The following is a 21,320-nucleotide window of genomic DNA, read 5'->3' as shown; positions in this document are numbered from 1 at the left end:
CTATTTTGTTCACCTATAGCTAATTCAGAAACTCAACGTTTCCTGTGATTGGTTTTTCCGAAAATTACTAAAGAATATTTAAAAAAACACATTCATTTTTAATCAATTAAATAATATGCCCTTATTTAATTAAAAAGAGAACATAAAAAAGCCTGAAAAGAATCTTTCCAGGCTTTACTAAATATAGATATGAGGGTTGATTAGTTACACTGCTTCCACTTTGGATTTCTCGTAGCTCTCTTGGTGGACTGAGGCTACAGCTCTTCCAGATGGATCATTCAGATGCTGGAAAGAAGCATCCCAAGCCAAGGCCTCTGGTGTACTGCATGCGACAGATTTTACCGAAGGAACAGTTTGTGCCGCCGCTGTTGAAGGAAAATGGGACTCGAAAATTGTCCGATATAAAAACTCTTCCTTATTTTTCGGTGTGTTTATCGGGAAGCGCGTTGAAGCCTCTGCAAATTCCTGATCAGAAACTTTATTTTCAGCCTGCTCTTTCAAGGTATCGATCCAGCTATAGCCTACACCATCAGAAAATTGCTCTTTCTGGCGCCATGCGATGCTCTCCGGCAAGTAGTCTTCAAATGCCTTACGTACAACCCATTTCTCCATTCTTCCTTCGCGAATCATTTTATCGGAAGGATTGATGCGCATAGCAATATCCATAAATTCTTTATCCAAGAAAGGTACACGTCCTTCTACTCCCCAGGCCGCAAGTGATTTATTTGCCCGCAGACAATCGTACAGATAGAGCTTTTTCAGCTTGCGTACAGTTTCTTCATGAAATTCCTGTGCATTAGGTGCTTTATGAAAATAAAGATACCCACCAAAAAGCTCGTCTGAACCTTCACCCGACAATACCATTTTGATGCCCATTGATTTGATTACACGAGCTAATAAATACATTGGTGTAGAAGCACGTACCGTTGTGACGTCATAAGTTTCCAGGTGATAGATCACATCACGAATAGCATCTAATCCTTCTTGGATTGTAAAGTTGATCTCGTGGTGTATCGTTCCGATATGATCTGCAGCTTTTTGCGCTGCAATTAGATCCGGTGCACCCTTCAGTCCCACCGCAAATGAATGCAATTGAGGATACCAAGCATCTTCTTTATCGTCACTCTCGATGCGTTTAGATGCAAATTTCTTCGTTACCGCGGCAATAACGGATGAATCCAGTCCACCGGACAGCAGTACACCGTAAGGTACATCTGACATCAATTGACGATGTACCGCATCTTCCAAAGCTTTGCGTAAAACGGCGATATCGGTCTCGTTGTCTTTTACGACATCGTAACTTTCCCAATCACGTTGGTACCAGCGCTGCGGAGTTTTCCCAGCTTTGCTATACAAGTAATGTCCCGGAGGAAATTGTTCAATCGTCGTACAGAAACCTTCCAGTGATTTTAATTCAGATGCAACAAACAACTGTCCCTGTTCATCTTCACCGTAATATAAAGGGATAATACCCATATGATCACGTGCAACAAAAAAGGAATCATCACGCGAATCATATAGAGCAAATCCAAAAATACCATTTAATTCATCCACAAATGAGGGACCTTTTGCTAAATATAAAGCCAAAACAACTTCAGAGTCACTTTGTGTAGAAAACTCATAATCAGGAAGGCTATTTCTTAATTCATGGTGGTTATAGATCTCGCCATTAACTGCTAGTACAACTTTACCATCCGGACTGTACAAAGGTTGACTTCCCGATTTGGGATCAACGATAGCTAATCTCTCGTGTGCCAACAAAGCTTTCTCACCAGTGAATATACCCGACCAATCGGGACCACGGTGACGAATACGTTTTGACATTTCTAATACTTGAGATCTCAATGAGCTTGCAGGTTGCTTTAATTCAAAAGCGCCAATAATTCCACACATATTATGAAAATTTTAAATATTTCGTTTTTACATTATGTTATTGACACAAAGTAAAACAATTAAAAACTAAATTCATAATGTTTTTTAATTTTTATTGTGTTTTTATTAAAAATAGTTTCATAAACAAACAAAATTATCAACGAAACACTTATTTGTTTACAATAATCACACAATAGATTAACAATTGATCTGCGGATTTATCGTTAAATTGACGTCATAATCAAATAACCAGGACATGGATCTAATTAGAACCTTCTATCGTGAGCTTGCGCTCACACCACAGGAATTAACGGCCATCACGGAGAAACACGAAGCCATAACCGTCAAAAAGGGCGATTTTATATTGACCAAAGGGCAGGTTTCAAATGCTTACTACTTGATTGAGTACGGACTTACACGCTCCTTTTTACATGATTATGAAGGCAATGAAGTTACCATCGGCTTCTGTAGTGACAATGATGTTGTCATTGAAGTGGCTTCTTTTTTTCAACGCAATCCAACAGTGGAAAATATTCAGGCACTCATGGAAACCCGTCTCTGGAAAATAAAATTTGAAGATTTTCAGGAACTCTTTCATCAGATTCCTGAATTTAGGGAATGGGGCCGTTCCTGGATGGCTAAAGAACTTGTTCACAGCAAAAATAGAGCTATTGCCATGATTACAGAACCTGCTACTGCCCGCTATCTACGCCTGATTAAGGAAAAACCAATATTGATACAGCAAGCCCCCTTAAAGCATATCGCATCTTATCTAGGTATCACCGACACTTCCCTAAGCCGTATTCGAAAGGAAATTGTCCATGGAAATTAGTCCTTTTTAATGAATAAAGAACTACTTTTTTAAATCTTGCCTTAAGGCAAGATTTTTAAGAAAACTTCAGTTTAATTTTACGAATGTACTCCCAAGCTATTTATTGTAGTCCCCTGGGAAGAATAATTGAGAAAAAGAACGAAAAGAAGTAATCATTATATTCAAAAATTAGAAATCATGGCAAAATTACACGCTTATCTAAATTTCAACGGAAACTGTGAAGAAGCATTCGATTTTTATGAAAAAGTCTTCAACACAAAGAACCCAGGCTACATGCGTTACGGAGATATCCCCGCTGATCCACAAATGCCACCTGTTCCAGACGAAGCAAAAAACAAAATCTGTCATACAGCAATTTCGATCAATGGAGACAGCATGCTGATGGGTGCTGATGTCATTCCTGCTTTTGGTCAACAATACATTCAAGGAAACAACAGCTATGTCATGCTGATGTGTGAAAGCACCACAGAGGCAAAAACATTGTATGATGCATTAAGCACCAATGCAAAGGTGGTTGAAATGCCGCTCGGCGAAACATTCTTTGCCGAACTATACAGCGCTTTTCAAGATCAATTTGGCATTTGCTGGATGGTTTATTTTGGCGGAAATAAAGAACAAGATTGCGAAAGTAAGCCTTAAGCCAGCGAAACAGTCCATAATATATTTGGCAAAAAAGGCGGTAACAACAGTTTACCGCCCTTTCTATTTTCGATGACTTCTGCCTATTTACGCGATCTCAATTGAACCTGTCGCTACAGCAAGTGCATCCCTATTCCACCGTAAGCTCCCCTTAAAGCTGAACGTATTATTTCTTTACCAATACCTCTTGCTCAAACAGGATCCCATCCCAGCCATTTGTCCTAAATTGACGAATGTTCTGATGTCCCTCTCCCTCAGGATTATCGAGTACATTCTGATAATGCTCGGCAAAAAGGCGCAAGGTATCCTCCTGCGAAAGACCATTCAACTGTGCAAAATAGAAAACTTTTGCGCTGCCTTGATTTTCTTCTTTCGAATTTTTCAACGTCCCATTCTGAAATGCACTGGGACTATAGCTGTAATGATCGGCAATATGAGCCAATACTTCCTGAAACTGTAATTCGCTTCCTTTTGATTTAATCAATAATTCTGCTGTATTCATCTTGATGTTATACCTTTTAAAATCTATTCTAATTTAATCTCTCAACCATAAACCTGTATGAACAGGCATTAAGCGCTCTTAAATAACTCCATGCAGCGAGCCTCCCTTTGCAGCAAGCTGATCCACACGTCTTTCTACCGCCTCATCTTTAATCAAAGCAGGAGCATGATGGGGTTTTGTTCGCGCATCAATAATCAGGGGACCTTCACAACCCCAATGTTTAAATGCTGTAAAACTATTTATTCCATAAATATCATACGCAGGGTTACTCCGGGTAAACGTTGTCCAAACAAAGTTATTGACAGTAGCAGCGGTAAAGTTAGCATCATCACATAAAACAATCAACGGAAAACCTTCCCAGGAACTTGCTGCGGCAGCGCGACACCATTCCGCCATAATTTTCGATTCATGCTCGTATGTGGAGAATGCCTGTCCATCTATCGCAATCACACCTGGTATGACAAATTTTGCCTGATTAAAAGGTCGTGGCAGCTCAAAATTGGCTGGCAATTCACGGCCCAATGTTCTTTTCTTTGTACCGGCGGCAGCAAAAACCACCTTTGAACCAGCATTTAATCCATCTCCAGAATAATCTAGGGTATCAATAGTCGTATTGGTCTGAAAATGAACATCTCGAGAAAGGTCTATGCGTTCAAGGATATGCCCCAAAAAAGCCGGAATATCATAAATATCCAATTGCGGATTATCTTCATGTGCTGAAATAAACAAATATTTAGCAAGGCTGAGCTGGTTTTTACCCAGTATCTGATTGGCTATTGTTAAAATTTCCTGCGGTCGATCGACACGCTGATAAGGCGTATAGCGTTCAGACCCTATTGCAAAAAGCAAGGGATGTACACCAGCTGCATCAACAGCATTAACTGCATGGAGACCTGAAATCTCCTTTGGAATAGCCGCACCCGTAATTTCGTGGATTAAAGCACCAAAACTAGTATCTTCCTGCGGTGGTCGGCCCACAACTGTAAAAGACCAAATTGGATTTTTCTTGTGGTACACATTATGTACCTTCATCAGCGGAAACGGATGAGTTAAGCTATAATAGCCGATATGGTCACCAAAAGGACCTTCTGGTTTATTTTCGTTGGGATAAACGGTACCTGTAATAACAAAGTCTGCATCCGCAGAGATGCAAAAGCCTTCATCATCATAAAAATAGCGAAATCTTCTATTTCCCAATGCCCCGGCAAAGATCATCTCGGAGAGTCCTTCTGGTAGCGGCATTACTGCAGACAAGGGATGGGCTGGAGGTCCGCCGACAAAAATACTCACCTTTAAAGGTTTACCGAGCGCATTTGCCTTAGTTTGATGAATCCCAATACCACGATGCAATTGATAATGTAAACCAATCTCCTGATCGGGCAGATAATCATTCCCGGAAAGCTGAATGCGATACATCCCCAAATTAGCCTGCATAATACCAGGTTTGGCAATATCTTCGGTATATACCTGCGGCATCGTCACAAAAGCGCCACCGTCCATTGGCCAGTTGACAATCTGCGGAAGTTTACTAATTGATGTTTTTCCGTGAAGTATGGGAGCCCCCGACTTTTTTTTCCAGGGTAAAGCTCCAAGAGCCGTCATCGATGAACCAATATATTGAAAAGGATTTTTTAGCACTGCGGCAGGATTCATCTTAACATCCACCAATTTCTTCAGGTGATCCAACGAATCCCGAAACATAAACTTCGAACGATCCAGCGTTCCAAATAAATTAGATACAGCTGGAAACTCCGAACCTTTGATATTTTCAAAATACAATGCCGGTCCTTCAACATCAAATACCCGCATATGAATTGCAGCCATTTCCAGATACGGATCGACCTCCTCTTTGATCCGAATTAAATGGCCATGTTTTTCAAGATCCGCAACACATGCTTCTAAACTATTGTATCCCATATATTAAATCTGCTTCAACACGTTAATCCACAAATTTAACAGAATAATTTATTAAACAGGATATAAAGAAAAAACCTTTAGCGATCTTCGATCTTGCTCCCCTACCATCGGATACAACCGACATAAGATGGCCAAAACACCCTAAAAGCAACGTTCAAACAAAACAAGCACATCGCGCAAGGGCTTCAGTAGCCCACTAGGTATCCATGCAGACATAGGATTTCAAAGGAGTAAATTCAAATGCCTGCACCCGCTGCCAAGTTGAATTATCTACATTTTTCTCATAATAAAGTACTCTTCTAAATTCGTCGATATCTTCTTTATTGATATCATTCAACCTTGTCAGCAAGAGTTTAGCAAAAAATTTATTGACGCCTATTTCTCTCTTTTGACTCTCGGAAGTGCACTTGAGGAAATGGTAAAATAAGCCTCTAAATGTCATTTCTTCATTGCCGCCGAGGTAAATAATCTCTGATATAAAATTATTTTCCCAAGGCATTTCCCGCAGCCAGCGATATACATCGAGCAAAGGCAGCGGTCGAAACTTCAGCGAAGCGACCCAGTTCCAATAAAATATGGTCTGCCGTTTGGCAAGTTTCGCAAATATCCGATTTAAAACACTCTCTTTCCCGATTACGCTACTTTTAATCACAATGGTATATTGGACACGTAAGTTCTCCAGTAGATTACGTACTGGCTCCAAAAAATGTTCATCCATTAACCGAGCAACATAGATGACACGATTATTGCCGGCACGTTTACAAATTTCTACAAAATTGCGCAGGCCGAGCAGTTCAAGCTGAAGCTGTATATCGTTGTCGAGTGAAGGAACCTGCGTAAAATAAATCCCAAAATTGAGATCAGTAATTTGAAAACGCTCGAAAGCTTCCCCTTTCCGCAGCAGGTCCAATTCAAAAAGCTTTGCCGTTACCTTTTCTTTCACTATTTTATTAAAAAGGGATAAGTTGCGCACTAATCCCGTCACATCAAAATCGCTGGATTGCAAATAACAGGATGCCCGTCGTCCCAAATAGGTGTTTAGCCCGCTGATTAAAACCTTTTTCATTCGTATTCTCTATTTTTATGGCTATGAAACCATCGCGATTTAATGATTCGTTCTCACGATCGTGAGCCATTAAATAAGATCGTTTCTTCCTAGTCGCTGTATTTATGTATTACCCTTTCAATCGCTTAAACGAACAAAATCCCTAGGATGGTTTCATTGGTGATGCAGCTATCTTTTCCATGTTTTTCTTACGCTTTTAATCTGTTACTCTGATCGTCTCAAGAGCAACTGCAATAACCTACAAATATCATAATTCCCTGATTTTAGAACAGAGAAACATCAAATAAGTTTAACACTATTTTTATTTTTTCCTAACCAAAATATAGTAAACCATCCAAACAAGTACCGTCATTGTCCTTTTTTTGTCAATTCGCGCATAAATACTTTCAGGAACACAATATCCTTATATATTTGTAAATCTTCTGAAAATAGGCTGCACTAAAAAGTATTTATCTTCACCTCTATGGACAAAAGGGCTACAATGATCTGGTTTAGAAATGATTTAAGACTTCATGACAATGAAGTATTTTATCAAGCTTCTGAAAAAAGTTCATTTATCATCCCGGTATACTGTTTTGATCCCCGATATTTCGACCGCAATCAATTTGGCACCTTAAATACCGGTGTTTTACGGGCGGCCTTTGTCATCGAAGCCGTGACCGCTTTAAAAGAAAAATTAAAGAGCCATGGTAGCGACTTATTAACTTATATTGGCAAGCCTGAAGATATTATCCCAAGAATAGCACAAAAATACCAAGTCAACGAAGTTTATCACCACCGCGAAGTGGCACTTCGGGAGACTTCTATATCGGAAAAAGTAGAAAGTGAGCTTTGGAGCAGTAAAATAAATTTGCGTCATTTCATTGGCCATACCCTGTACCACAAAGAAGACCTCCCTTTCCCTATTAAAGATATACCCAATGGTTTTTCTATTTTCAAGAAAAAAGTTGAGCGGGAAAGTCTAGTTCGGCAACCAATCCCATTTCCGACCAATTTCCTTACCCCTCCCCATCTCGAGGACACCAAAATCCCTTCATTAAAAGATTTAGGCTATTCAGAGGAGGAGATCAAATCTGTTGATGACATCTATATTCTCGGTGGCGAAGACACAGCGCTTAGTATTATGCATGCGGTATTGTCAACCTATCCGGAAACGGACCAGGACCCCTTGATTCTAGGGCCTTTTATAGCTTCAGGTGCCTTGTCACCTATTTTACTCTATAACAATATCAAAAAACTTGGTGAAGGTAAAAAGGACAAACGATTTGAAAAAATTGTCGACATTCTTCTCTGGCGCGATTATTTTAGGTTTATGCTTAAAAAATATCCGAATATATTTTTTAAGCCACAGGGCACTAAAAACAGCTCCCATCAGGATCATCCGACCTTAGAAGGAAATGAGGAATTATTTGAAAAATGGAAATCGGGCCATACAGAACATGATTTTATAAACAGTGTGATGGTCCAATTACAGAGGACCGGCTATATCCCTTATCAGGCACGCTTAATCGCAGCCAGCTATTTAGTTCATGAGTATCAGGTAAACTGGCTTCGTGGCGCCTCCTGGTATGAGGAACATCTATTAGACTATTCTCCGGCAACTGTTTATGGACAGTGGTCTCATATTGCCGGGGTTGGGACAAGTGAAAAAGACAATAAAGCACTAGATTGGCAAAAATTGATCAAAACTCATTTCCCAAATGGACTTCCAAAACTGGAGGAAATACTGGTTAAATAAATCTTCGGCAGAAATAAATAATTCCAATAGAAAATAAATTTGTAGTACGCTAGAAGCCCTTTTTAAATCATGCTAAAAATGTTAAGAATTGGATAGATTTATTGATTAAATTATTCAATTTCAGTATTAGAAACTCTTTTTTTATTCATAACTTTGACAAATTTCATAGTTTTAATTGTAAATGGACAATCTGACATATTTGAGTAATGCTGATTCGGCTTATGTCGATGGCTTATATCAATCGTACAAGCAAGATCCCCAATCGGTAGATTTCGGATGGCAAAAATTCTTTGAAGGTTTTGATTTCGGTCAAAATGCTGGTGGAACAACAAGTTCAGTAGGTGAAGCTACTCCTGAGCACGTATTGAAAGAAATCAATGTGCTGAACATGATCAATGGCTACCGTGACCGTGGCCACCTATTCACACACACTAACCCTGTTCGTGAGAGACGTAAATACTATCCTGGCAAGGAATTAGAAACGTTTGGTCTTGCTGAAGCAGACATGAACACCGTTTTTAATGCAGGTGTTGAAGTCGGTTTAGGTCCAGCAACATTAAAAGACATCCGTCAATTGGTGGAGGATACTTACTGCCGTTCTATTGGTGCAGAATTCAAATATATCCGTAACCCAGAAAAAATTAAATGGTTACAGGACCGTATGGAAGCGGACCGTAACATGCCAAAATTCTCTTTGGACACAAAAAAGAGAATTTTAAACAAATTAAACCACGCCGTTGTATTCGAAAACTTTTTAGGCACTAAGTTTTTAGGTCAAAAACGTTTCTCATTGGAAGGCGCAGAAAGTTTAATCCCAGCATTAGATTCAGTCATTGAAAAAGGTGCAGAAATCGGTATCCAGGAATTTGTTATCGGTATGGCTCACCGTGGCCGTCTGAATGTATTGACTAATATCATGGGTAAATCTTACAAATCAGTATTCTCTGAATTTGAAGGTAAGACTTACGCTGATGATCCTGAAGTAAACTTTGGTGGTGACGTAAAATACCATTTGGGCTTTTCATCTGAGGTCAAAACAAACGATGGCAAATCTGTCCACTTAAGTTTGGCTCCGAACCCTTCGCATTTGGAAACTGTAGATCCAATCGTTGAAGGTATGGTCCGTTCTAAGATTGATTTCAAATACGAAGGCGACTCTTCTAAAATTGCACCGATCATCATTCATGGTGACGCAGCAATTGCTGGACAAGGTGTAGTTTACGAAGTAACCCAAATGTCCAAACTCGATGGTTACAAAACTGGCGGTACGGTACATATTGTCATCAACAACCAGATTGGATTTACAACGAACTACAAGGATGCGCGTTCTGGAACATACTGTACAGACGTTGCAAAAATCACTTCTTCACCCGTGTTCCATGTGAACGGTGATGATGCTGAAGCGGTAGTTTATGCGATTAATTTAGCGGTTGAATACCGTCAAAAATATAAAACAGACGTATTTATCGATCTGTTATGTTATAGAAGATTTGGACACAATGAGGCTGATGAACCAAAATTCACGCAACCATTGTTGTATAAAATCATCGAAAAACATCCGAACCCGAAAGAAGTTTACGCTAAAAAATTAATTACTGAAGGAAGTATTGACGAGGCGTATTCTAAAAATATCGAGAAAGAATTTAAAGCTGAATTGCAAACTAAATTTGAGGAATCTAAAACAGTTGAGGTATTGACTGAAGAGATCCCGATGTTTAAAGGTGCATGGGAAGGATTGCGTCCTGCTAAAAAAGGTGAAGTATTAACAACCTCGGATAAAACGAAAGTTGCAAAAGATCTATTCTTAAAATTAGCGAAAGAAATCACAACCTTACCTTCGGACAAAAAATTCTTCCGTAAGATTACACGTTTGTTTGAAGATCGTGCCAAAATGATCACTGCTGATTCATACGATTGGGCAATGGGCGAATTGATGGCCTACGCGACATTATTGGATCAAGGTAACCGTGTACGTATCTCGGGTCAGGATGTACAACGTGGAACATTTTCACACCGTCATGCGGTATTGACGCTTGAAGATTCGGAAGAGAAATATGTTCCTTTAGCCAATATTAAAGGTGGCGATAAATTCTCTATCTACAATTCGTTACTTTCAGAATATGCTGTTTTGGGATTTGAATATGGTTATGCATCTTCTAATCCAAATTCGCTGACAATCTGGGAAGCTCAATTCGGAGATTTCTATAACGGTGCTCAAATCATCGTCGATCAATATTTATCGAGTGCAGAGACAAAATGGAAACGTTCTAACGGTTTAGTTATGATGCTTCCTCATGGTATGGAAGGTCAAGGTCCTGAGCACTCTTCAGCACGTATCGAAAGATTCTTAGAGTTATGTGCGGATGAGAATATGGTCTTAGCAAACTGTACTACTCCAGCTAACTATTTCCACTTGTTGCGTCGTCAACTTGTACGTGAGTTCCGTAAACCATTGGTTGTATTTACGCCAAAATCATTGTTGCGCCACCCTAAAGTGGTATCACCGTTGAAAGATTTTACAGAAGCTGCTTTCCAAGAGGTAATTGATGATGCAAATGTTGCTGCAAAAGACGTTAAACGCGTGTTATTCTGTTCGGGTAAAGTTTACTACGACTTATTAGAAAAACAAGAAACGGACAAACGCAAAGATATCGCTATCGTGAGATTGGAACAATTATTCCCAATTCCTACAGAGCAATTGAAAGCAATCCGTAAAAAATACAACAAGGCAAAAGAATTTGTTTGGGTTCAGGAAGAAAATGAGAACATGGGAGCATGGTCTTACTACTGCCGTAAACTAATGGGTACTGAGATTGCATTTACAGGTTTTGTTGCCCGTAAAGAAAGTGGAAGTACAGCTACGGGTTACATGAAACAACACGTTGCGCAACAAGCAGAAATCTTAAATAAATCATTCGAATAAAAACAATTTAAAATCAATTGCGTCTTATCTATAGGACGCAATTGTCAATAAAGAACATTATATATGAGCTTAGAAATTAAAGTACCAACCGTAGGTGAATCAATCACGGAGGTAACCTTATCACAATGGTTGAAACAAGATGGCGATTATGTGGAGATGGATGAAAACATCGCCGAACTGGAATCAGACAAAGCAACGTTTGAATTACCAGCTGAAAAAGCGGGTATCTTAAGAATCATTGCACAAGAAGGTGATACTTTAGAAATCGGTGCTGTTGTTTGTACAATTGAAGAAGGCGCTGCTCCTGCCGGTGGTTCAGCTCCAGCTGCTGCCCCTGCTGCAGAAGCGTCAAATGCAGCTCCAGTTGCGGCTGCCGCTGCAAAAGATGAAGATCCAGATAGCTATGCTGCTGGTACAGCTTCTCCTGCTGCTGCAAAAATCTTAAGAGAAAAAGGAATTGATCCTTCTACAATAAAAGGAACAGGTAAAGAAGGACGCATCACAAAAGAAGATGCCGAAAAAGCTCAACCTGTTGCTAAAGCAGCTGCACCAGCAGCAAAACCTGCCGCTGCTCCTGCTGCGACAGTTGCTCCGGTAGCGGGCTCTAGAAACGAACGTCGTGAGAAATTATCTTCATTACGTAAAACAATCGCAAAACGCTTAGTTGCCGTTAAAAACGAAACGGCGATGTTGACAACATTCAATGAAGTCAATATGCAGCCGATCATGGATCTTCGTGCTAAATATAAAGATACCTTTAAAGAGAAATTTGGAATCGGTCTTGGCTTCATGTCATTCTTTACAAAAGCAGTAACAACTGCATTAGCTGAATGGCCTGCCGTGAATGCACGTATCGAAGATAACGAGATTGTATATTCTGATTTCGCAGATATTTCAATCGCGGTTTCTGCCCCTAAAGGTTTAGTTGTTCCGATTATCCGTAACGCTGATGCAATGTCATTGGAACAAATCGAAAAAGCAATCGCTGCACTTGCCGTTAAAGCGCGTGACAACAAATTAACGATTGACGAGATGACTGGTGGTACATTTACAATTACCAACGGTGGTGTATTCGGATCAATGATGTCTACACCAATCATCAATGCTCCACAATCCGCAATCTTGGGTATGCACAACATCATCCAACGTCCTATTGCTGAAAATGGCCAAGTGGTGATCCGTCCAATGATGTATATTGCACTTTCTTATGATCACCGCATCATCGATGGTCGTGAATCAGTAAGCTTCTTGGTTCGTGTAAAACAATTATTGGAAGATCCAGCTCGTTTATTGTTGGGTGTTTAAACCGCAATAAAATTGGAAATATAAAAAGACCTATGCTTTGCGGCATAGGTCTTTTTTTTATGAAAGAGTGTCCTATTATTGGCCAGAAAGAACCTTCAGTTCGCTTCCATTACTGTTGGTGCCTGCGAAATCATGAAGGTTTTTATTGACATCGGAATAGAAACAATATACTTGACAAATATGAATCGGAGGTAGACGAATATGAATCGCCTTTTTAATTTCTCCCTTTTAATTTTTACTTTCATCTTGTTAAATATCAAGCATATCCTAATATACAGCCGCCCCTGTCATTTAAAGGCCGCATACGAATATGAAACTTGATATTAAGCAGACAATATCAAGCAAATGAAGTATAAAATTCTACTAACAACCGTATATCTATTACTCGCTGTAATGACATTGTTTGCCAACATGGCAAATCCAATGAGCCCCCATAGTATAACAGGACAGCTTGTTCCTGCCGCAAAGCTGAAAGTCACCAATGAGCGTATTGACATTCATCTTTTGGCAGACACTGCTGATTATAATTCGGACTATCGCAGTCACTTCAGCATTGTCTATAACATCCATGCAGAAGAGGCTATCGAATTGCCACTGGTATTTCTCGCTTTAAATATGGACGGATTAGATCGCATCCTTGTCAATCAGAACGAAATTGAAGGAAAAAAAATGGATCAGCCCGGTTCAAAATTTCCCTTTTTACGTTTAAAGGATGGCTATTATGAAATCAGCTACGACAGCGATGAATGGAAACGTATTTCGCTGAATGATGCATTTCATTTTACGGCTAAGCTACGCAAAGGTGATAACAGTATTCAGGTTCAATACAGCGCTTATATGGGCTATGACCGACGGGATATTCGGACCAGATACCAAATTGACTACCTCCTATTCCCTTCCAGGTACTGGTCGTCTTTTGGCCCGATTGAACTGTATCTGCACCTCGATGGAAAGATGGATGTACTTACACAGGATCTGGGAACCGCCAAATTACAGACAGACTCCATTGTTCACTGGAGGATTGATCAGGTAGAAAAGAAAGAAAGTTTTCATATTGAAGTTGGCTTAAAAATCTCTTTGTTAGCAAAAGCAATTCTTTGGTTACATCCCGAGCTGCTCGCCCTGATCGGCTCAATATGCCTGCTCTGCCTGCATATCCGCTGTATTTATCTAAAATACAAAACTGGCCGATACCGCTATGCACTCCTACTTGGAAATCTAATCATTCCAAGCTCTTTCTACTTTTTTATCTGGTTTTGGTCCAGTCTGGCCAACTATCTTGTCAATGGAGTCTTTGACGAAAAGTCCCGCGGTTTTATCCTGTTGGTCATCTTTACCTTACCCTTGATCTACCTCGTCTATGATTTGGTTTTGTTTATTATCGATAGAAGCATTCGCGCTAAATTGAACAGGTAGAAAACCGGCTGCTATTTTTTATAGGTCAGCTTGTTTTCAATCATACGGTTGTTATATTGCTGGATAAAAGCTTTCATCTTGGTCTCCATCGTATCCAATACCGCTGGATGTTGTTTTAACAGATCCTGTTTCATCAAGCGGTCCTTCTTAAGATCATAAAATGAAGTCACTTTCAGTCCATCATAAGACATCATATAATCTTTATAGTAGAGATTATAGCTTCCTGAGTTATTATTAAGCACAAAATTATCCTTACCCGGTTTGAAGGCATCTGAACCAAATGCGAAATAAGGCTCATCATAGTGCAGATAATTCAACACTGTCGGCATAATATCTATTTGCTGTACCAATTTATCCGCTTTGCCAACTAGATTATCACCAGGTGCATAAAATATAATAGGGATTTGGAAGCCCCCTGCTGCCGTTTGATATTCGGGCAGGTAGCTTACAGTAGCATGGTCCGCACAGATAACAAATACGGTATTCTTGTACCAGGGCATTTTCGATGCTGTTGCAAAAAATTCACGCAGTGCATTATCGGTATATCCAATGGGTTCCTGTACGGGCAAAGGTCCTTTAGGAAATTTCCCCTGATACTTTTCAGGCACCTTAAATGGGTGATGCGAAGATAAAGAGAAGAAACTAGCGAAAAATGGCTGATGAAACGTGTTGATCTTATTCGCTACAAATTGCAAAAACGGTTCGTCCCAGATTCCCCATATACCATCAAAGTCAGCGTCATTGTTATATTCGTTTTTACCAAAATAATGCTGGATACCCGCCAGTTTCATATAAGCGGAGAAGCCCATGCTGCCATTGGGTGCTCCGTGAAAAAAAGCAGTCTCATATCCCTTTTTCCCTAAAAGCTTCGCTAAGCTTGTGGTTTCATTTCCAGAATATATCGAAAGCACAAAAGGCTCACCTATGGAAGGAATGCCGGTAATGACCGATGGTAAAGCATCAATTGATTTACGGCCATTGGCATAAGTATCTGTAAATGTGTAAGCATTGCGGATTAATGAATCCAAAAAAGGCGTGTAACCTTTGTATTTTCCACCTTGGATATCTTTATTCAACTCACCAAAATGTTCTTTTGCAAAACTCTCTAAAATCAGAACGACGACATTTTTCTTCGCAAAGGGCTGGTCTGATTGCGGTACATGAATAGGGTTGTATAATTGCTCAAGCTCTTGTTCGGAATAATAATGGATAGGTTTAAGATTGACAGCCTTTAACGTTTTCAATATACTGAATGGCGTATTCAGCACAATATTCATTTCTTCCGGTGTCTCCACATAATCACCCGCATTGCTCAATGTAATGGGACGGGTACTATGGGCCCAACCGCCACGCACACCACCTATGAAAAGAAAAGCAGTCAGTAAAAATAAAGGCAATTGGATCAAAAATGACTTCCAGCTATATTTCGTAGTCCTTTCAATCTGAATAAGCTTATACGATTTAATCAAACCATACACAACCAGTACCAACACTATAATGAGATACCAATAATCCAAACAGAAATCAAAAGCCAGCTTCAACAGGTTGGATTCATTGGAAAATTGGTCAATTACCGTTCCTGTCGTCCTTTTTAGGGTAAATGGATAGTAGGCAAAATCAATCAGATTTAACGCTATACCAATTGAATTGGTCACGACAAAGATCCATTTTGCAACTTTTTGATAGATTTTATTCGATTTAAACGGACCTGGAACAGTCAGCATCACAATATAAAGAATATTAAAATACAGCAGGGCTACAATGTCGAATCGTACACCACCCGCAAACATCACCAAGAGCTTACCTGCATCGACATGGGGAAATAAGGAAGCATTGACGCCATAAAACCCCAATCGCAATAACGCATAGATGACCAAAAGAAAGATAAAACGAATTGCGACAGCAAAATAAGGTGCAAATACTCCTCTTAATTTCATAGCTCTAATATTTTAAAAATTCACGATATACGTCTTGATAATACGCTTTACCGATATTCAATAAGCTGTCTGTTTTGCCAGCGGGATATTCCTTATTGGACCTATAATTAATAATCCGTCCTACATTATCAAAAGAAACAGCCTGTTGAGGTGTGATCACTCCAAAGGCATCTTTGGAATTATAGAACGCTATTTGAGGTGTCGTCGGATTAAAAAGATCCCTGCTCCAATGATAACGATCTGTAGGGAGTTTCAGTTGTGTCAATAAGGTAGTCGCCAAATCCGTTTGATTGCCGATTCTATTGAATATTTTCCCACGATATTCAGGTTTGATCACATCACCGAAAAAGATCAGCGGAATATGAAAGCGATTGGGGTGAAATAGCTCCCATTTTTCTGAAGGAAGGCGATGTCCATGATCAGCCACAATTACGAAAAGGGTATTTTTATACCAAGCTTCCTTTTTAGCTTTATTGATAAAATCAAAAACAGCTGAATCCGTATAGTTTGCCGTACTTCGGAATTTATCCGCATTGGTAGCATTGCCAAATTTATAGCCGTGTTTTAACTCAAATGGTTCGTGATTAATTAAGGTAAAGATCGTCGAAAAGAAAGGTTGTTTTTCTTTTTTAAAATCCTTGATCATCTGATTAAAGACCACATGGTCATATACACCCCATGAGGCACGTTCTGCATCCAATCCAAAATTGGCGTTATCCACCACCCTAGACATCCCATGCGTCAGCATATACGATTTAAAATTGTAAAACTCGCTCTGACCACCATGATAAAATGATGTTTCATAGCCGGCATGATCGAACTCCTGTCCAATGGCAGGCATATTTTCATGTTTGTCGATATACTTGATAATACTCTCGGGTCCTTGTGCCGGAAAACCGCTCAAAACCGCTACCATGCCCTTATCGGATCGATCAGCAGCAGAATAAATATGGTCAAACAAAATACCGCCTTTAATCAATTCTTCCATGTGTGGCGTAATTCCCTTTTCCCCGCCAAGAGACTGAATGAGATCGCCGACAAAACTTTCCAACATAATAATAACGACATTCGGACGAGTCGTTGACAATACCTCAACGGCAGAATCAGGTTGGCTTTGAAAGGCAGGTCGTAGCTTGTCCTGAATATCCTTCTGATCCGCGTAATAATTATAGGGGTTTTTTAGCTTGGTACTTTCGGCAAAGAAATCCCGTAAAAAAGACCATTGGGTATTAACCGCTGCATGATTATAAAACGTTTCCTCGGAATAATAGGCTTTACTAGGGTTTAGTGTCGCTCTCCCATAACCACCGCGAATAAACGTGAAAAGTACAAAGACTCCGATTGCCAGTTTGAAAAAATTACCTACAGGAGATTTGATATTGAAAAAAGAGACTTTTTTAAACATCCAGCGGTACAGAAAATAACCACAGAATATACCGATCAACATCCCAACGATGGGGAGAAACACCGGCGTGGACTCAGCCGAAGCTACGGCTCCCGAAGGTGAGGCAAAAAATGCATCGATGGCACGTTTAGAAATTTTGTCACCCCATTCCCGGTAGATGTTAACATTGATAAAGCTTGTCACAAAGAACAATACCAGGACAATAATGGTATAGATATCCAGGATCAGCCGTTTGGGTTTCAGTTTTGGGAAAAAACTTAACATGCAATACACAAGAAACGGCAGCGCACATATATAGGAAACAGCAGAAAAATCCAGGTTCAAACCGTGGTAATAAATTCTGAAAATCTCCGTAAAATTCGAAAAACCTATTTTCTCAAAAAAAGCAGTAACAAAAATCAATCTATCTATAAAACAGATAATTAACCAGAACAGAAAATACTGTGTTAAAGCTCTAAGCTCATTAGCAAATCGTTGCATCCCTTCGTGTAAAAATAAAACAGGCAAATTTACATTAATTTACATGAAATACGGGCTAATTACTTAGTAATATGAAGAAAAGATTAAAAAAGTATAAATCCTGCGTTATGCTTTACACCACTTCAATAACCACCTCTTCTGCTTAGGAGGATCTTCAATAAACTTATTGCTTAGCCTTTATTCATAACTTCTTTTTGTTTGAGAACAAGATCAATGGATTACTAAGGAAAATAACATAGAATTCCTTACTTTTGTGTTCCTTAAAAGTTTGAATACAAAAATTTAAAATGAGCATAGCGAAAACTTACAATCCAAAAGAAGCTGAAGAAAAATGGTACAGCTATTGGAAAGCGAATGGATTTTTCCGTTCCACCCCGGACGAACGTGAACCTTACACGATTGTGATGCCTCCTCCGAATGTCACGGGAGTATTGCACATGGGGCATATGCTGAATAATACCATTCAAGACGTTTTGATTCGCCGCGCACGTATGCAGGGAAAAAACGCTTGTTGGGTACCGGGGACCGATCACGCCTCCATTGCCACTGAAGCTAAGGTCGTCGCTATGTTGAAAGAACAGGGAATTGACAAACGATCTTTATCGCGTGAAGATTTCTTAAAACATGCTTGGGAATGGAAGGAAAAATACGGTGGTATTATTCTAAAACAACTCGAAAAACTTGGCGCTTCCTGTGACTGGGATCGTACACGTTTTACCATGGATCCGGAGTTATATCAATCTGTTATCCGTGTATTCGTCGATCTTTATCATAAAGGATTGATTTATCGTGGTTACCGCATGGTCAACTGGGATCCTGAAGCAAAAACAAATATCTCAGACGAAGAGGTTATTTATAAAGAGAAAAACGGCAAATTATACCACCTGAAATATCAGGTTGAGGGAACAGATCAATATATTGTTGTGGCGACTACCCGTCCTGAAACCATCTTTGGTGACACAGCCGTGTGTATCAATCCCAATGATGAGCGCTACACCTGGTTAAAAGGAAAGCAAGTCATCGTTCCGATCGTTGGTAGAAAAGTGAACATCATTGAAGATGAATATGTCGATTTGGAGTTTGGTACAGGATGCCTTAAAGTTACTCCAGCGCACGATGTGAATGACTACGCACTAGGTAAAAAGCACAACCTGGAATTTGTCGACATCTTTACCGATGAAGCAAAACTGAACGACAATGGCCTGCATTACGCCGGCATGGATCGTTTTAAAGTCCGTAAGGAAATCGAGAAAGAGCTGGAGGAAAAAGGATTATTGGAGCAAGTTGAAAACTATACCAATAATGTTGGAACTTCAGAGCGAACAGGTGCTGTTATTGAGCCTAAAATCTCTAATCAGTGGTTCCTTAAAATGGAAGACTTGGCAAAACCTGCATTGGATAACGTCATGGACGATACCATTAAATTTCATCCGACGAAATTCAAAAATATTTACCGCAATTGGATGGAGAATGTTACCGACTGGAATATCTCAAGACAATTGTGGTGGGGGCACCAAATACCGGCTTATTTCTATGGCGATGGAAACGAAGACTTTGTGGTTGCACAAACGGTTGAAGAAGCCCTTGTTTTAGCGCAGGAAAAATCAGGTAATACAACGCTTCAATTGACCGATCTACGTCAAGATGAGGATGTGCTTGATACCTGGTTTTCAGCTTGGCTATGGCCAATTTCGGTTTTCAATGGCATCAACGAACCGGAAAATGCAGAAATCAACTACTATTACCCTACGCAAGATTTAGTCACTGCCCCAGACATCATTTTCTTTTGGGTAGCACGTATGATCGTTTCAGGATATGAATTCCGCGGACAATTGCCTTTTGAAAATGTTTATTTCACGGGTATTGTACGCGACAAACTGGGCCGTAAAATGTCTAAATCACTGGGCAACTCTCCTGATCCGATTGATTTAATGAATGAATATGGTGCAGATGCTACGCGGATGGGAATGTTATTGACTGCTCCAGCAGGTAATGACCTTCCTTTTGATGTAGAACTTTGTGTACAGGGCCGTAATTTTGCCAATAAGATCTGGAATGCATTCCGCTTGGTTAAAGGCTGGGAAATTACAGCTACTCCAGCTTCGGATTCAGATAAGATTTCGGCATCTTGGTTTGAAGCAAGGTTAAATCAAGCCTTGGTCGATATCGAAGAAAACTTCAAACACTATCGTTTATCAGATGCATTGATGACAACCTACAAATTGGTATGGGATGACTTCTGTGCCTGGTACCTTGAATTAGTGAAACCGGCTTATGGCTCCCCTATTTCTAGCGAAACCTTAGCAACAGTAAAATCTTTTTTCCAACGTATACTCACTTTAGTACATCCTTTCATGCCTTTCCTAACAGAAGAATTGTGGCATGACGAACTGTTCGGTGTGAAAGACGAGAAAGATTGCATTATCGTAGCCCCTTATCCTACAGCGAATGATTTTGATGAGCAGCTTATAAAAGATTTCGCTATCGCTCAACAGATTATTTCGGAAGTTCGGAATATTCGCAATTCTAAAGGTATCTCCCCTAAAGTTGCTTTACCATTAGCGATCAATCAACAATCGGACGTCAACCTGGAGCAATATATTGATATCATCACCAAGATTGCAAACTTGGAAGGCGTAACTTTTGTTTCTGAGAAAGTAGCTGGTGCCGCAAGTTTCCTTGCTGGCAAAGACGAATGTTATGTTACGTTGGAAAATAATATTGATGCGGATGCTGAACGTGAGCGTATCGAGAAAGAATTGGAATACCTAAAAGGCTTCCTTGTATCTGTAGACAAAAAGCTTTCCAATGAACGGTTTGTGCAAAATGCTAAACCTGAAATTGTTGAAAACGAAAAAAGTAAAAAGGCTGATGCCGAAGCGAAGATTAAAATTCTTCAAGAAAGCTTAACAGCATTAGGTTAACAGCTACGCTATAAATCTCGAAAAGTCCCGTGCAATGCACGGGACTTTTTTTATGTTTAACGAGCGGTCAAATTCGGAGATCATTCGGTGCTTGTTCGGTACTTCTTCGGAGCTCGTTCGGTGCTTCTTCGGTGCTTCTTCGGTTGCCAGCGAATAAGCTCCGTTAAATATCCGAAGTATATCCGATAAAAAAACGTATTAAGAGCGAATTTGATTGACAATTGTACCCCACGAAGAGCACGAGCTTTCACGAAAGAGCCCAACAGACGACTCAAGTAAATTTTGATCCGTCATGCACAGGCAATATATAGGACAAGGATATACGATAAAAACTTTTGAAACAAGAAGCAAAGCGCTTTGCCCT

The 21,320-nt window shown here is 39.8% G+C and carries 13 protein-coding genes; 7 read left to right on the top strand and 6 right to left on the bottom strand.

Annotated elements, in window-relative coordinates:
- Positions 1–204: 204 nt before the first annotated feature.
- The gene (gene asnB / locus B4N43_RS24880) at positions 205–1,893 is read right to left on the bottom strand and encodes an asparagine synthase B (RefSeq protein WP_286736848.1); all 1,689 of its coding nucleotides are present in this window, start codon (positions 1,891–1,893) and stop codon (positions 205–207) included.
- A gap of 235 nt (positions 1,894–2,128) precedes the next feature.
- Between asnB and B4N43_RS24875 the strand changes: the two genes are divergently transcribed.
- Together B4N43_RS24875 and B4N43_RS24870 are read left to right on the top strand one after the other, a co-directional pair.
- On the top strand, positions 2,129–2,704 hold the full coding sequence (locus B4N43_RS24875; RefSeq protein WP_088162879.1) for a Crp/Fnr family transcriptional regulator: 576 nt from the start codon (positions 2,129–2,131) through the stop codon (positions 2,702–2,704).
- 177 nt (positions 2,705–2,881) lie between these two features.
- Positions 2,882–3,343: a VOC family protein gene (locus tag B4N43_RS24870; RefSeq protein WP_145328328.1), complete on the top strand. Its 462-nt coding sequence runs from the start codon at positions 2,882–2,884 to the stop codon at positions 3,341–3,343.
- A gap of 166 nt (positions 3,344–3,509) precedes the next feature.
- On the opposite strand, the gene B4N43_RS24865 is transcribed toward B4N43_RS24870, so the two are convergent.
- From B4N43_RS24865 to B4N43_RS24855, 3 genes are all read right to left on the bottom strand, one after another.
- Positions 3,510–3,845: a HopJ type III effector protein gene (locus tag B4N43_RS24865; protein WP_075994097.1), complete on the bottom strand. Its 336-nt coding sequence runs from the start codon at positions 3,843–3,845 to the stop codon at positions 3,510–3,512.
- Positions 3,846–3,923: 78 nt separating this feature from the next.
- Positions 3,924–5,762 (bottom strand): UbiD family decarboxylase, encoded by a 1,839-nt coding sequence (locus tag B4N43_RS24860; protein ID WP_286736846.1) that lies wholly within the window; start codon positions 5,760–5,762, stop codon positions 3,924–3,926.
- 196 nt (positions 5,763–5,958) lie between these two features.
- Positions 5,959–6,828 carry a hypothetical protein gene (locus B4N43_RS24855; protein ID WP_286736845.1) on the bottom strand — a complete coding sequence of 290 codons (870 nt, stop codon included), beginning with the start codon at positions 6,826–6,828 and terminating at the stop codon, positions 5,959–5,961.
- Between the two features lie 481 nt (positions 6,829–7,309).
- Between B4N43_RS24855 and B4N43_RS24850 the strand changes: the two genes are divergently transcribed.
- The 4 genes from B4N43_RS24850 to B4N43_RS24835 all read left to right on the top strand — a co-directional run bounded on the left by B4N43_RS24850 (position 7,310) and on the right by B4N43_RS24835 (position 14,210).
- Positions 7,310–8,566, top strand: coding sequence for a deoxyribodipyrimidine photo-lyase (locus tag B4N43_RS24850; RefSeq protein ID WP_286736844.1), 1,257 nt, complete (start codon positions 7,310–7,312; stop codon positions 8,564–8,566).
- A 181-nt stretch (positions 8,567–8,747) separates the two neighbouring features.
- Positions 8,748–11,489: a 2-oxoglutarate dehydrogenase E1 component gene (locus B4N43_RS24845; RefSeq protein WP_286736842.1), complete on the top strand. Its 2,742-nt coding sequence runs from the start codon at positions 8,748–8,750 to the stop codon at positions 11,487–11,489.
- Positions 11,490–11,552: 63 nt separating this feature from the next.
- Entirely contained in the window at positions 11,553–12,794 is a 1,242-nt protein-coding gene (gene odhB / locus B4N43_RS24840) for a 2-oxoglutarate dehydrogenase complex dihydrolipoyllysine-residue succinyltransferase (protein ID WP_070562935.1), read from the top strand.
- A 345-nt stretch (positions 12,795–13,139) separates the two neighbouring features.
- Positions 13,140–14,210: a hypothetical protein gene (locus B4N43_RS24835; RefSeq protein ID WP_157626213.1), complete on the top strand. Its 1,071-nt coding sequence runs from the start codon at positions 13,140–13,142 to the stop codon at positions 14,208–14,210.
- A gap of 11 nt (positions 14,211–14,221) precedes the next feature.
- Here the strand turns inward: B4N43_RS24835 and B4N43_RS24830 are convergent, their stop codons facing one another.
- Complete coding sequence (locus B4N43_RS24830; RefSeq protein WP_286736840.1) at positions 14,222–16,147, bottom strand: LTA synthase family protein; 1,926 nt, start codon at positions 16,145–16,147, stop codon at positions 14,222–14,224.
- A 4-nt stretch (positions 16,148–16,151) separates the two neighbouring features.
- Positions 16,152–17,816 carry an LTA synthase family protein gene (locus B4N43_RS24825; RefSeq protein WP_286736839.1) on the bottom strand — a complete coding sequence of 555 codons (1,665 nt, stop codon included), beginning with the start codon at positions 17,814–17,816 and terminating at the stop codon, positions 16,152–16,154.
- Positions 17,817–18,319: 503 nt separating this feature from the next.
- Between B4N43_RS24825 and B4N43_RS24820 the strand changes: the two genes are divergently transcribed.
- A complete protein-coding gene (locus tag B4N43_RS24820; protein WP_145328334.1) occupies positions 18,320–20,956 on the top strand; it encodes a valine--tRNA ligase in 2,637 nt (878 codons plus the stop codon).
- Positions 20,957–21,320: the final 364 nt, after the last annotated feature.

The sequence above is a fragment of the Sphingobacterium sp. UBA1897 genome, from assembly GCF_002337775.1.
Taxonomy (GTDB): domain Bacteria; phylum Bacteroidota; class Bacteroidia; order Sphingobacteriales; family Sphingobacteriaceae; genus Sphingobacterium; species Sphingobacterium siyangense.
This window is presented reverse-complemented; position numbering and strand designations above follow the sequence as displayed.